Genomic DNA, 13,483 nt, shown 5'->3' on the forward strand with positions numbered 1-13,483 from the left:
ACGTGTGCACGCTTCACGCGCGCGAGGCCCCGCCGGAGCCCGGCGGGGCCTTCGTGGGCGACGCTCAGTTACGCGAGCCGTGCTGCTTCAGGACGGTGTCCGCGTACTGCATGAGGTGGTCGAACAGCCGCGGGTCGCCCGCCTGCCGCTTCTCCAGCACCAGCTTGAAGAGGCGGCAGACCAGCGTGAAAGCGGTGAGGACATCGCCGCGACCGGCTTTGACTTCCCTGAAGATTTCAGTCCGGGTGACTCGGAGCCAGAATTCCATCCGGCCGGTCTCTCCGCGACTTTCGATCGCCTTGCGCTCTTCTTCCTGCAGCCAGCCGTTCCGCCCTTGAATGGAGCGTTCGATGCTGCTGAGGGGGCGCGTCACGCCGACTCCCTCTTACCGAGGTCGTAAATCGACGTGGGGACACCATAGCCGGAATTCTCGCTCTGCGCACCCTGTTGCGGCGAGTTCGGGGCGGCCTGAAGGGCCGGCGGGTTCTTCTTTCGCTGTTTTTCCAGCTCCTTTTCCTTCCTGTCCTTGGCCGTATTCACCACGGCCTCGTCGTGGGCGCGGCGCTTGTAGGCGCTCTTTTCCAGGCCCTCGGCCAGGTTGTTCAGGTTCCTGAGAACCTGCCCGAGGGCCTTCTCCACCGGCATCGCGCGCAGCCTGGCGTGGTACCAGCGGTCGCCCTCCACGTTCGTGCCGCGCAGGTGCACTCGGGTCTCGAGCGCGAGGGTCTCCAGGTTCTTGCCGATGTCCAGCAGGACCCGCTGAACGTCGGCCAGGTACCGGGCGGTTGCCTCCGGGCTCTGCGCGACGTCGCGCAGAGGGGAGTGGTTCGGGGCGTTGTTGCTGTTCACGGCGGGGTTCCCTCCTGGTGTACTGATGGGGTTGTGACTGCTTCCGGCAGTCGCAGCGAGGGCCAGCCCGAATCCCGCGGGCTGGCCCTCACTGGTGTGTGCCGGACGGTGGATCAGGGGCGGTAGCCGCCGGCGAGCAGCTCGGCCGCCTCCTGGCGGTACTCCGAGGCCGTGCCGGTCGACACTTCGAGCGCGCCCTGGATGTCGGAGAGCGGCAGGTTGCCCGCGACGCTGGCCGCCTTCCCGAGGATCAGCCGGGCGACCTTGCGGACCGCCCGCTCGCGCGGGGAGAGCTTCGCGATGTCCTCGGCTTCGACCGCGCGCCGCTCGATTTCGGCGGCGGCCCGCCGCGTTTCGGCAGCACGCCGGTCCGCTTCGGCAGCAACCTCACGCAAGCGCGCGGCGTCAGCGAGAGCGGCCTCCCGGCGGCCGTCCTCCTCCGCCTTCTTACGGTCGACTTCGGCGGCGGCGCGCCGCGTTTCGGCAACGGCCTTCTCCGTTTCGGCAGCACGCCGGTCCGCTTCGGCAGCGGCCTCGCGGGCCTCGGCGATGGTCTGGGTCTCGATGGCCTGCGCCTCCGCCGCGGCGACCCGGTCGGCCTCCGCCGCTTCCTTCCGCTTCTGCGCCGCCTGACGCTCCAGCTCGGCCGCCTCCAGGTCGGCGGCAGCCGCCGCCTTGCGCGCCTGGGCGATCCGCTCGGTCTCGATCGCGCCGGCCTCCGCCGCCGCGACCTTGTCCGCCTCCGCCGCCACCCTGCGCTGCTCGGCCGCCTTCCGCTCGAGCTCCGCCTTCGCCAGGTCCGCCTCGGCCGCCGCCTTGCGCTCCTCGGCCTCCAGGCGCTCCGCCTCGGCCTCGCGGGCGCGGGCCTCAGCGACCACGGCCTTGTCCAGGGCCTCCAGCTCCAGCTCGGCAGCCCGTTCTGCGGCGCTGACCTGGGCTCGGGCGTGGGCTCGGGCCTGCCCGGTCTGGCCCTCGACCTCCGCCTGGACCAGGTCCACCTCGCCCTTGGCCCGCAGCCGCTCTGCCTCCGCCTTGGCCTTGGCGACCTCGCTGCGGGTCTCCGCCTCCAGGCGCCGCCGCTCGGCCTCCGCCGTGCGCTCTTGGGCCGCCCGCTCCTGGTCGTCGGGCATGGCCAAGGCCTGGGCGACGGTGTAGCCGTAAGGGGCCATCTTCATCGGCAGGAGCTCGTCCTCGGTGGCCTTGGAGATGTCGCCCTTGTACTTGCGCTTGAGCCACTGCTCGTAGGCGATGAGCTCCTGCTGGCGCCGGATCATCTCCGGGTAGCAGGTGACGTTGTGCAGCCGCATTCGTCGGTAGAACCGCGGGGTGGCGACCGGAGAGAGGAGCCAGCGGTGCAGCGGGATCCGGTCGGCGACCGTACCGGCCTCGAGCCGGGCCTTCTGGATGATCAGGCGGCGGGCGGCCTCCACGCCGATCACGAACAGCACCGGCATGACGCCATGGCTGGCAGCCTGCACCGGGTCGGAGGCGATCTGGCCCTGTGAGCTGGCGTTGAACCAGATCGTCGCGCCGGTCATCGCGTGCGCGGCCATCCGCAGGAGCGGCCACGCGGTGTTCTTGCGGATCAGGTACAGGTCGAGCGCGAGGAACGCGATGATGCTGGCGTCGACGCCGACCGGGAACCACGGGGCCAGTTCCGGGCTGAATCCCCAGCTCAGAGCGACCTTGGCCAGGGTGCTGTAGGACATCGCGAAGCCGATGACGCCGACCAGCGTTCCGCCGACCGCAGCGACGAGCGACAGCGCGGTCATCAGCCGGTCGCGGGTGGGCTTGATCGTCTTCCGCTTGTACGGCCCCGAAACGCCCCGGGCCGTACCCGAAACCTTCTCGGGCGCGTCCGAAGCGCGACCCGGCGGGCGCGAAACGGGGGTGTCGGGAGCCGCGGTCTGCGGCATGTCGGTGAGCGTCATGGGGGCCTCCGAGAGGGGTCGTTCAGGGCGTGCTCGAAACGGCGGGGGCTGCTCCCGAAACGCGGCGAGGCGTTCCCGAAACGGCCCGGGGTACGGACGGTTGCTTGCGAACCGGACACCGGCTCTACCCGCTCCGCACGCTCGAAAAGGCCGGCGGTCCGGGCGGCGGGCGGCCGTACTCGCGAAGCGTCACGGGGCGGGATCGAAAGTGGGATCGGCTCCCGCGCGGCGGGCGCGAAACCGAAGCGGTCAGGCGGCGCTGGCGACGTGGCCGCGGACCGCGCGGCGCTTGAGGGAGCGGCGCTCGTCCTCGGTGAGCCCGCCCCACACGCCGTACTCCTCGCCGCGCTCCAGGGCGCCTGCGAGGCAGGACGCAACCAGCGGGCAGGTGGCGCAGATCGCCTTGGCCCGTGCGATCTGCACGGTCGACAGGGCGTGCGCGAAGAACAACTCGGGGTCCGCGCCGGCGCAGGCCGGGCGGGGCTTCTCGGAGTCCGTGGTCGGGTTGGACGCGGTGCGTACGATGGTGCGCATGAGGGCCTCCAGAGAGTCCGTGCGTACGAGACAGCCCCGGGGCGGCATCCCCGGGGCTGTTCTGTTCCTGCGGCCGACGGGCCGGAGCGAGAAGAGGGAGCGTGAGCTCCCGGCGCTCTCCGCCGGCCCCGCCCGGTTGAAGAGGCGGGGCCGACGGGCAATGCCGGGTTCAGCTGCGGCGCTTCGCCGCCTGCCGGGCCTGATAGGCGTCCTGGGCGGTGGCGAAGACCTCGTGGATCGGCGCCCCGGCCGCGCAGGCCTGGCCGTTCTGGCAGGGCGGGCAGTCGCGGGTGTGCAGGGTGGAGGCGCTGAACGCCTCCATGTACCGGACGTACACCGGGTCGGACTTCGGTGTGGTCATCGGCCGCGTCCTTCCGATGAGCGCCGGTTGATCTCGGCGACCTTCCGGCTCAGCTCCTCCATGTCATCAGCCATCAACGGGCCGACCAGCTGGAAGAAGCTGTCGGTCTCATCTCGTTCCGGGCCGATCTCGTTGTCCCTCTCCTCCATGTCGCTGTACACGCTGTTCGACGGAGCGGCGGGGAGAAGGCGTGCCATCATGTCGACCATCAGGTCCTCCACGGGGTCCTGGACAGTCCGAGGGGCGCAATCCCAAGGGCTGTCTCGATCACTCCCTTGCTGGGGAGTTGACTGCTGTACGAGCAGCCACGGCCCCGGCCGCCCCCTGTTGAAGCGGGGGCGGCCGGGGCCGTGGTCGTTCGTCTCGGTGTGCGAGTCAGAACTGGATGCGCATCCAGGCCGGGAAGCGGCCGGCGCACCGACCGCAGTGGGTCCGGCGGAGGACCTGACGCCATCCGGCAGCGGCTGCGCGAACGAAGTTCAGCTCGGTGGTCCCGCAGTTCACGCACTCGGGCTGCGCGGGAGCCCCCTCTGCCGGATGACCGTTACTGGCCCTGCCCAGCTCGGCCTGCCGCCGGTCGTGACGTTCCAGGTGCTCCGGCTGCTGCGGAACCTCGGGGCCATCGGCCGGACGCTCGCCGTCCGGGAGCTCCTTCCGTGCGGTGTCGGCCTCGCCGACCTGCGCCTGAACCGCGTCCCAGTCGGCCACGCGGCTGGCCGGGGTGCGCTCGGCACGAGCCCGCAGGGTCCGGTCGGTCGCCGGGCTGAATGCCTTGGCCAGCACCGTGGTGGCTTGGCGGCTGGAGGCTTCCGTGGCGGCGTCGGTCAGGGCCTGGCGCCACTCGGGGATCGTCATGTCGAACTCGATCCGGCGGTTGCTGCTCTGGCAGTGGATCGCGTCGGCAACGCCGGCCTTGCCGGTGTGGTGCGGGACCAACTTCTGCACGCGGCTGTTGATGCCGGTGATCGGCACCCACGTGCCGCAGTCCCCGCAGACCAGAACGGCCTTGAGCGGGTCACGGAGGTCGATGTGCGAGGGCAGAAGCTTGGAGAGCTTGAGGGCGGGTAAGGCGCTGACCCGCTTCGTGCGGGTCCGACGGGGGCGTTCCTTGGCGGTCGGGATCGCGGCGGTGATGGCCATGGCGAATCTCCTCATGTGCGAAGGGGAGGGGTAAGTGCTTCGCGGTGCTCTCTCCGCCCACCAGGCCGCACGGGTGACTCCGGCGTCCTGACGGACGGACAGCGCATAGCGCTGCATGCAGGAATTCGAGAACCCGGGGATTTGGTGTTGCCATCGACCCGGCCCCCTCTTACGAGGCGGACAACTTCCTACGGTCTTGCGGCAGTCGGTGTTCCGTGAGGACCACCGACTCACATACGTCAGGTTGCATCAGGTACCCTCAGGTGTCAAGCGGTATAGTGAGGCAACCAGATGAACCTGAAGGAGGCGAAGGCACATGTCCGGGCCGCCCCGAGCCGACAATCGGCCGCCGTACGCGCGCATCGCGGGCCACTACCGCGACCTGATCAGCTCCGGGGCCCTCGCGCCCGGCAACCTCCTGCCCAGCATCAAAGCGCTGTCCACCGAGTGGGGCGTCAGCACCGCTACCGCGGACCGCGCGATGCGGCTGCTCCGCGAAGAGAAGCTCGTGCAGGGCATCCCGGGTGTGGGCACGGAGGTTATGGCGCGACCCATCTCACTGTCCTCGGGATCGGAGCGTCACGACCGCAGCAGCAAGACTCAGTCCTCTTGGGGTGTGGGCGAACAGTCGTCCGGCCACACGGCCGGCATAGTCGAAGCTCCTGAGGACGTTGCGCACGCGCTTGGCATTACGCCTGGTGACGACGTGATTCGCCGCAGCCGCGTCTACCGGGACGATCACGGCATCGTCTCCCACTCCACGTCCTGGATCCCCGCCGAGTTCGTCCGGGTGCTGCCGGAACTGGCGCGCAGCGCGCGACTCAAGGGCGGGCTCTCGCTCGACTTGATCGCTCGGGCCACCGGACGCCAGGTGGCTAAGCGGATCGACGAGGAGTCGGCGCGGATCGCCACCACGGACGACCTCGAGCTCCTGGAGCTGGAGGCCGGCACCACCGCAGCGATCCTGGTCCTCACCGCCCGCTTCACGGACGCCGACGACGAAGTACTGGAGTACGGGGTGGACTTGGGTGCCCCGGGCCGCACGCGCAGGACGACTTCGCAGGTCCTGCGGTGACCTCCGCAGCCCTGTCTGGCCGACCGGGCCCCGCGCCGCGGGCAATCCTTCTGTCTGGTCTGCAGGGATCCGGCAAGACGACCCTCGCACGCGCTCTGGAGCAGGCCGGGTTCCAGCGCCTCTGCCCGGACGAGGAGATGTTCCGCCGGTACGGCCACTACGGGCGAGACTTCCCCCGCGGCGAGTTCAAGGTCAGGGAAGCCCCCGTACTCAAGGACATCGCCCTTGAGCTCCAAGAGCTCCTGGAGGCCGGACATGACGTCGTGGTCGACCACGGCTTCTGGACTCACGAAGAACGGGCCCACTGGGCAGCGACCGTGATGGAGGCTGGCGGCGCGCCGATCCTGGTCTACCTGCCAGTGCCGCACGCTGTGCGCTGGGACCGGATCCGGCAGCGCAACGAGCAGTCGCTGGTCGACGCCAACAGCATCGAGTTCAGCGAGGAAGACCTGCTGCGCCACGCGGGCCACTTCGTCCCGCCGACCGACGCGGAGCCCCACATCTCGTACGACGGTCACCCGGAGCACGTGCTGGAGGAGCTCCGCCGTGCACGTCCCTCCACCCATGAGAGCCCACATTGACTCCCTCCTCCCTGCAATCAAGTGTGCGAACTTGTCGATCACCAGGGTGGGATGGGGGAGCATGACCAGACGAGGTCCGGCGGCGGACCGGTCCTGGACAAGTTCCGGACATGAGGCGGACCGCTAGCGGACCAGAGCCCTTGCTCTGCTGACTCGGCGTCGCTCGCGACTGACACTGAGAGCGCAGAGCACGATTTCGTGACTCGGGGAGGACCGGTGGCCGGCAGCGCCAGTCAGGGAGATCCACGGACGAGATTGGAGTACGTGCTGCGGCAGCAGCCGCGCACGTACGACGAGATCGTCAAGGACTTCGGGGAGCTCGCTGCGCGCCTGGGGGAGAACGTCACCCTCAGCACTCGGCACCTACGTCGGCTGGCCAGCGGCCAGCGGGATAGTACGACCCCAGTCATGCGTCGCGTCCTGCAGAGCATGTTCGGGATGCCGCTGGAAGAGCTCCTCGCCCCGTGGGCGGGCGCTTTGCCGGCGGTTGACGAACCCACGGGGCTGATCCTGGCAACGGGACAGCCCACTGCGGACAGGGAGTTGATCGAGATGGCTGCAAAGCGAGCCCGAAGCTTCGCGTTCACGGCAGGTCAGACCGACCTCACGGCCGACGTGATGGAGCAGGTTCACGCGGACGTCCAGAATCTGGCGACGGACTATCCGCAGCGGCCGCTGTCGGAGCTCCTGCCTGATCTCATCACGACGCAGGACACCATCTACACGCTGCTGGAGCAGCAGCGGCGCCCCTCGCAGGGACGTGATCTGTACTTCCTGGCCGGAGTCACGGGCGGCCTGCTCGCGAAGGCGTCCCACGACCTCGCCGACCCGCACGCGGCGCTCACCCAGGCGCGGACCGCGTTCGTGTGCGCGGACCAGGCGGACCACAACGGACTGCGATCCTGGATCCGCGGCATCCAGTCGCTGGTCTCGTACTGGGCTGGCCGGACCCGCGAGTCGGTCCGCTATGCCCAGTCCGGCGCCGAGTTCGCGGCGATCAACTCCTCGAGCGTCTGGCTGCCGATGGCCGAGGCCCGCGCGCATGCGGCGCTCGGTGACGCGAACGCGGCCCGCGCCGCGATCGAACGCGCAGAGCGCGCTTGGGATCTCGTCCAAGAGGATGAGGTCGACGAGCTCGGCGGCCTCTGCCTCTTCGGCCGGACCCGGCAGATCTACTACGCGGCCGAAGCCCTGTCCTGGCTGCCCTCGCAGAGCAACCTCGCGAACGACTACGCAACGCGCGCCGTCGCGGCATACGAGGACAGCAGCTCCCCCGAGTGGGCCTTCGGCGACCAGGCGGGCGCGCACAGCGCGCTCGCCATCACTCGGATTCAGACGGGCGAGCTTGAAGGCGCCAGCGAGGCGGTGGCGCCGGTCCTCAGCCTCGCTCCCGAGCAGCGCATCAACGGAATCGTGAACGCGATCCAGCGCGTGCACCGCGCTCTGCGGGACTCCCCGCTCGCCGAGGACGGATCGAGTCTGCAGGAGCAGATCGAGGCGTTCACCCGTACCCAGCTCAAGTCACTGCCCCGCTAAGGAGTTCTCCGTTGACGTACCCGATCCACCTGGTCGGCGACCAGGTCGCGCTCCGGGAGTTCGCTCCCGGTGACGTCGACGACGTCTTGGCCATCATCGGCGACGACCAGGTCACCAAATGGCTGTCCTTCGACAGCCGCTCCAGGGCCGAGGCCATCGCCATGGTCGACGGCGCGGTGGCCCGGGCTCAGGAGGAGCCCCGTAGCGAGTACTACCTGGCGGTGACGCCGAAGGGCGAGAATCGCGTCATCGGCTTCGCTCGGATCGCCTTCGCTGGCGCCCGGGCCGGCAAGCTCGGCTACGCGGTCGCAGCGCATGAGTGGGGCCGTGGGTACGCCACGGATGCCGCCCGCTGCCTGACCTCGTACGCATTCGCCGAACTCGGGCTACACCGCGTCAGCGCAGCCATCGGCCCCTCGAACCTGGCCTCGATCGCACTCGTCGAGCGCCTGGGCTTCCAAAAGGAAGGCATCCTCCGCGACCACGTACACACCAACGGGAGCTGGCGGGACAGCGTGCTGTTCTCCGTCCTGCAACACGAGTGGCAGCCGTAGCTCCGGCCCATCTTTCGGCGCTTTTTGACGTCCAGTCGGCTTGCATCTTGTCGAGCAGGTCAGCGGGCTCACGTCCTGCCCACCACGCGTGGCGCGGCTGGGCAGCGAAGTCCCCCAATCTGGTGCTCAAAACTGACCAGGTCAGAGGGCTTGCAGGGCCCACCTGCACGTTTCACGCCAGACCCAAAAAGTCGTATCGCAGGGAAAGCCCATCCAGTTGGACGCTTGCGACGCCGTACATGTGAACACGCAGGAAGACGGCGTCGAAGATCGCCAGCATGAGGTATCTTTCAGAACATCAGTCTTGAATGGGGGAGGTTTCTCGATGACGGAGTCGGATCTGAGCAAGGCGGTTGATGCCTTGGTCAACCGCGCACCGGACCTTCCCCCTCCTGCGGTGCGGCGGCAGCTGCGCCTCGCGGACGGCCTAACGCAACGCCAGTTGGCGGAGGCCTTGCAGGTGAAGCCCCTTACTATCCTGCGCTGGGAGTCCGGACAGACCGAGCCCCGGCGGCCTTGGCGAGACGCGTACGCCCAGCTCCTGCAACTGCTCACGGAGAAGCACCCCGACGCCGCACAGCTGGATGAGCGCATGCCGACGCCGACCTCCGAGGGGGGATCGGGATGACCTAACGGCCATCGGCCGCGCGCGCCACATGCGGATTAACCACCCGCCGGCCTCGCGCGGCCCGTCTCCGACCAGGCTCACAGCCCGGTCGGTTGCTCAGATCCCGGCTGCAACCGGTTCCGAGCTGCGGCTCATCAAGCCGCACCTTTCAGTTTCGGCCCCTCATCAGGGCCTCTTGCACCACCGGCCACTAACCAAGGCCACCACAGCCAGATCAGCAACATGCACGACCCGCGGTGCCCCCACCACAGGGGCCACGCGGTTCAGCAACACCGGGAGGGACGGAGAAATCTCCCCCACCCGGGCGGTGTCCGTCCTCTTCTCACGAAGGGGGCGGCCCCTGACACATCCAAGGAAGGTCGGTCCAGCCCCGAGGGGCTCTGGTCCGTCCAGCTATATGGAAGGCAGGTCGTTTCTCATAGTGCACGAGAGTGGTGTCCCCTGTCAGCTTGACCTTGTCCGTTTCATGCCGGTTCAGGCGTGGCGGTCGTCCCGTGTGACGGATTCGACGTACGGTTCCTCCCTTTTTTTCCTGTTCGTACAGGAAGAGCGTCTTCCGGTAGGAAGCTACGAAAGCGCGATCTTCGGCGCGGTCTCGTCGGCCCCGGCCGCGATGTCGACCGCCCGGCTCGTCCACCCGCTCCCCGAGTTCATCAACAACTCCGTCGGCGGGAGCGTCCTCGAGGGCGGCGTCCCGCGTGGCGGGACGGGCTCCAAGATTTCTGCCCGCCGTGCGGGAGCGCGGGGGGTGATCGGCGCTCGGCTGCCTCTGTCCACAGGGCGCCCGGTGCAGGGTCGGCAGGTGGATCACGAATCAGCAGTTCCGGCGGCTCCACACAGGGGTGTTCGCTTCGGCGAGTACACCGGCCCGGTGATGAAGATGACCTCGGTCCTCGAGGTGTCCGCCGCTGTGGCCGGACCGGTGGGCCGATGAGCGCGGGTGCGGCGGCCACCGTGCTGGACAACGCGCTCAGGGACGACGTCGACAACTCGGTCGGCGGGCTCCGGCTTCCCAGGCAGCGGACCGCGCTGCGGTCGGTGCCGGCCTCCGGGAAGCCGGGCGACGGCTGCCCGGATGACCCGCTACGCCTCGGGCGGACGATGCGGCTGCGGTTGCTCGCCGCGGTCCAGGCACTGCTGGCGGACCCGTCGATCGCCGGGCAGTCGGACGTGGCGAGGCTCGCGGCGGTCGTGCTGTACGCGAAGTCGCGTGCGCCGAAGGGTGCGAAGAACGACAACCAGACGTCGATCTGGGTTGCGGAGCTGGGCCGGTGGCTGGGCGTGGGTGAGTCCACGGTCAACCGCCGGGTGCTGCCCCCGCTGCGTCGCAGGGACGCGCTGCACACGCAGGTGGTGACGGACGCGAAGGGGCACCCGACCGGGCTGGACTGCCTGGTCATGCCGCTGTGGAACGCCCGCAAGAGCGGGGGCGCGGGGCACCAGCTGGCGCTGACGAAGGCGGAGCTGGCGACGCTGCTGCGCCTGTGTGAGGCGCTGTTCGGGCACGGCTGGACGCCCGAGAACAAGGAGCCGACGCCGCCGGGGCTGCTCGCCGGCCGTACGGGCAAGGGTGCTGCGACCGACCGGCTCGGGCTGCTGCTGATGGTGCTGAACACGAGGGCGTCGGGCTGGCTGCAGCTGTGCGGCGGCTCGGTGAAGACGAAGGAGGGGCGGGGGGCTGCGACGTTGGCCCGGCTGCTGGGCTGCTCGTCCGCAGGGGCCCGCAAGGTCCTGGCCCGGCTGACGGAGGACGGTGTCGTGGCGCGGCAGCGCAAGGCGACGTCGACGCGGATGAACGGCCGGGGCAAGGTCATGCTGCTCCCCGTCGCCCGTGCGTACGGCCGCACCCTGGCCCCTGTGGAGGCGGTTTCGGAGTCCGGTGCCGTGTTTTCGCAGCGTCCCGTTGGTGCAGTCGGAGATCATGCTCCGGCCGAGGCTGCTGGTGCCCTTGGTAGGACTGGGATCGGTGGTCCTGAGGGTGCTGCGGATGAGGCGGATCAGGAGCGTCCCGATGGTGCAGAGCTCCACGCAGACCACGCTTCTGTGGTTACTCCCGTAGTTCCTCCGCAGCTCTCTTGTGGCTTTTCCGGCGAAGGCCGTGGGGGTGAAGGCCGTCGGCCGGAGCGCGTGTGTGTGCGCGAGGACCAGGCCGTCGACAGCGAGACCGACGTTGCCGTCTCCGGGTCGCCACTGGCTGAGGACGGCCCGCTGCGCGGGGAAAAGCCGGAAGAGTCCTCGGTCGTTGAGCGGGACGGGCAGCGCGCTGCCGGGGCTGGCGCCGGTGGCCGGCCGAAGGCCGCGGGGTGGGAAAAGGCGCAGCAGCAGAAGCGGGTGGCCCTCCCGGCCGATCTTCGTCTGCGGGTGTCCCTGGGGCCGGTGTCCTGGCTTTGGGAACGGCTGAGTGGCTGGCAGCAGGACCAGGTGGAGGCCGCCGCGAAGACCGAGCTGGCGCAGCTGGTGGGCCTGGGTGTGGCGCCGGAGGGTGCGCCGCGGCTGTTGGCCGACCGGCTCACCGACCGCTTGGCGGAGACCGGCGGCGAGGCGATGGTCACCGGCCCGTACGGGTGGCTGATCCGCCGTGGCCTGCCCCAGCGGTCGGCCTGCTCGCACCGCAAGTGCGACGACGGCGTTCGGCTTGACACGGGTGAGGACTGCGAGAACTGCGGCAACGTCATCCACCTGCGCCGTGCCTGGCGCGCCCGGATCGGCGCGGACATCGACCGGGAGCTCCCCGGCCTGGCCGACGACGAGCGTCACCGCGTCCTTGAGGAGCGGCTGCGCGAGCGGGCCGCCATCGAGGCGGAGGACCTCGCGTGGCGGCAGGAGCAGGCCCGTGCGGAGCGGGCCCGGCGCGAGGCGGCCCGTGCGGCAGCCGCTGAGCAGGCGGAACGCGAGCGGCAGGCGGCGGCCACCGCCGACGCGGTCCGCCAGGCGCTGGCGTGCGAGGGCTGCGGGCGCGGCCAGGCGGCCGGGCTGTGCGAGGCGTGCGACCACCGCCGTCGGACCGAGGCTCTGATCGGTGAGGCTGGCCTCCTGGCGGCGGCTGGGTCCGCCGACCTGGGCGACCCGGGCAGCATCGCGGGCGCCGTTGCCGGGGCTTGCACGGCCATCGGCAAGAGCACCGCCGCCGCGTGGCAGGAGTTCCTCCAGATCACCGACGTAGCCGCCCTGGAGGCCGATCCTCAGGCGGCCGCAGATGTCTACGCGTTCACTGCGTTCCAGGCCGCGCAGCAGGCCGTCGGCGAGTACCAGGACACCGCCTGGGCGATGCTGTGCCGCACGGCTGAGGCCGAAGCCGAGGCCCGTCGGGCGTACAAGGCCGAGCAAGGCCGCCCCTGGTTCCGGAGGCACCCGACCGGTGCGGACGCCGTCGCCGCCGCGACGAAGGCCGCCGAAGCAGCCCGGGAACGCGTGGGCGAGTACCTCCTGGCGGCCCGACTGGAGCAGCTGCGCGAGCAGACCGTGACCCGGCCCGAGAGGCCCGCGTCGTGGATGGAGCGACTGCCCGGCCTCGCCGCGCGCCCCGTGGACGGTGACGCCCCCGGGGAGGTGATCGCATGACCACCGAGCTGAGTGGTGTCGATCTCGCCCGCCAGGGCCTGGTCGCGGCCCAGGAGGCGGCAAGGAAGAACGGCGCCACCAAGAAGCCGAAGCGGCGCACCAGTACCGTCGTCCGGCGCGACGGGCGCGAGCCGCCCGAGCTCGGCGCGGCGCTCGGCATCATGATGACCGAGCGCGGCATGGCTGCCCCGGCCGCTGGCGGCAGCGTCCTCGCCCGGTTCGACATCATCCTCGCCACAGCCGCGCCTGAGCTCGCCGACGGGTCCAGGCCGTGGCGTTCGACGCGGACACCGGCCGCCTGGACGTCGTCACCGACGCTCCGGCCGTCGGCACGAAGCTGCGCTGGAGCGCGCCGAAGCTGATCGCGGCAGCCAACAAAACGGTGACCCAGGCGAACGTCCGCGCACTACACATCCTGCCGCCCTCGCGCGTGAAGGCCGGCCCGGCCACAGCTGTCGCCGACCCGGGCCCGCCGCAGGCTGCACCCGTCGTACCAGTGCAGCGGCCCCGCTCCGCCAGAGGGCTACCAGCTCGCCATCGAGGCGCACCGTGCCGCCGCGGGCCGTCCGGAGCGGACCCGGGTATCGCGCAGGCGCTGCAGCGGCAGACCGCAGCAATGCGCAAGTTGTCCCGCCGGGCGTTCCCGTTGCGACCCCTCTTGGGGGCGATGAGGACCTTCGCTGGGCGTACGGACGCGCCGCAGATCCTCGCGTTGCGACCCCTCGTAGGGGCG

General features: G+C 70.2%; 15 protein-coding genes. 8 read left to right on the top strand and 7 right to left on the bottom strand.

From position 1 onward, the window contains the following. Nucleotides 1–64: 64 nt before the first annotated feature. From ACZ6ZI_RS36180 to ACZ6ZI_RS36210, 7 genes are all read right to left on the bottom strand, one after another. Entirely contained in the window at nt 65–373 is a 309-nt protein-coding gene (locus ACZ6ZI_RS36180) for a hypothetical protein (protein WP_469528413.1), read from the bottom strand. After that, a complete protein-coding gene (locus ACZ6ZI_RS36185) occupies nt 370–849 on the bottom strand; it encodes a hypothetical protein (protein WP_469528416.1) in 480 nt (159 codons plus the stop codon). The genes ACZ6ZI_RS36180 and ACZ6ZI_RS36185 overlap by 4 nt, the downstream gene beginning before the upstream one ends. Nucleotides 850–962: 113 nt before the next feature. Continuing rightward, on the bottom strand, nt 963–2,780 hold the full coding sequence (locus ACZ6ZI_RS36190) for a DUF2637 domain-containing protein (protein ID WP_469528419.1): 1,818 nt from the start codon (nt 2,778–2,780) through the stop codon (nt 963–965). Between the two features lie 249 nt (nt 2,781–3,029). Continuing rightward, on the bottom strand, nt 3,030–3,314 hold the full coding sequence (locus ACZ6ZI_RS36195; protein WP_469528421.1) for a WhiB family transcriptional regulator: 285 nt from the start codon (nt 3,312–3,314) through the stop codon (nt 3,030–3,032). 169 nt (nt 3,315–3,483) lie between these two features. Continuing rightward, on the bottom strand, nt 3,484–3,675 hold the full coding sequence (locus tag ACZ6ZI_RS36200) for a hypothetical protein (protein WP_469528423.1): 192 nt from the start codon (nt 3,673–3,675) through the stop codon (nt 3,484–3,486). Continuing rightward, a complete protein-coding gene (locus ACZ6ZI_RS36205; RefSeq protein ID WP_469528425.1) occupies nt 3,672–3,884 on the bottom strand; it encodes a hypothetical protein in 213 nt (70 codons plus the stop codon). The genes ACZ6ZI_RS36200 and ACZ6ZI_RS36205 overlap by 4 nt, the downstream gene beginning before the upstream one ends. 166 nt (nt 3,885–4,050) lie before the next feature. Next, nucleotides 4,051–4,815 carry a hypothetical protein gene (locus tag ACZ6ZI_RS36210; protein WP_469528427.1) on the bottom strand — a complete coding sequence of 255 codons (765 nt, stop codon included), beginning with the start codon at nt 4,813–4,815 and terminating at the stop codon, nt 4,051–4,053. Between the two features lie 316 nt (nt 4,816–5,131). On the opposite strand from ACZ6ZI_RS36210, the gene ACZ6ZI_RS36215 reads away from it, so the two are divergent. The 8 genes from ACZ6ZI_RS36215 (at nt 5,132) to ACZ6ZI_RS36250 (ending at nt 13,112) form a co-directional block, all read left to right on the top strand. After that, complete coding sequence (locus tag ACZ6ZI_RS36215; RefSeq protein WP_469528429.1) at nt 5,132–5,890, top strand: GntR family transcriptional regulator; 759 nt, start codon at nt 5,132–5,134, stop codon at nt 5,888–5,890. Continuing rightward, on the top strand, nt 5,887–6,471 hold the full coding sequence (locus ACZ6ZI_RS36220; RefSeq protein ID WP_469528431.1) for a P-loop nucleotide/nucleoside kinase family protein: 585 nt from the start codon (nt 5,887–5,889) through the stop codon (nt 6,469–6,471). The genes ACZ6ZI_RS36215 and ACZ6ZI_RS36220 overlap by 4 nt, the downstream gene beginning before the upstream one ends. A gap of 255 nt (nt 6,472–6,726) precedes the next feature. Further along, a complete protein-coding gene (locus tag ACZ6ZI_RS36225; RefSeq protein ID WP_469528434.1) occupies nt 6,727–8,007 on the top strand; it encodes a hypothetical protein in 1,281 nt (426 codons plus the stop codon). 11 nt (nt 8,008–8,018) lie between these two features. After that, nucleotides 8,019–8,561: a GNAT family N-acetyltransferase gene (locus ACZ6ZI_RS36230; protein ID WP_469528436.1), complete on the top strand. Its 543-nt coding sequence runs from the start codon at nt 8,019–8,021 to the stop codon at nt 8,559–8,561. Nucleotides 8,562–8,802: 241 nt separating this feature from the next. After that, a complete protein-coding gene (locus ACZ6ZI_RS36235; RefSeq protein ID WP_469528439.1) occupies nt 8,803–9,189 on the top strand; it encodes a helix-turn-helix domain-containing protein in 387 nt (128 codons plus the stop codon). Between the two features lie 496 nt (nt 9,190–9,685). Continuing rightward, nucleotides 9,686–10,123, top strand: a complete 438-nt coding sequence (locus ACZ6ZI_RS36240; RefSeq protein WP_469528441.1) for a hypothetical protein — start codon at nt 9,686–9,688, stop codon at nt 10,121–10,123. Next, nucleotides 10,120–12,750 carry a hypothetical protein gene (locus ACZ6ZI_RS36245; protein ID WP_469528443.1) on the top strand — a complete coding sequence of 877 codons (2,631 nt, stop codon included), beginning with the start codon at nt 10,120–10,122 and terminating at the stop codon, nt 12,748–12,750. The genes ACZ6ZI_RS36240 and ACZ6ZI_RS36245 overlap by 4 nt, the downstream gene beginning before the upstream one ends. Beyond that, entirely contained in the window at nt 12,747–13,112 is a 366-nt protein-coding gene (locus ACZ6ZI_RS36250) for a DciA family protein (RefSeq protein WP_469528446.1), read from the top strand. The genes ACZ6ZI_RS36245 and ACZ6ZI_RS36250 overlap by 4 nt, the downstream gene beginning before the upstream one ends. Nucleotides 13,113–13,483: the final 371 nt, after the last annotated feature.

Source organism: Streptomyces sp. NPDC103540, assembly GCF_055584445.1.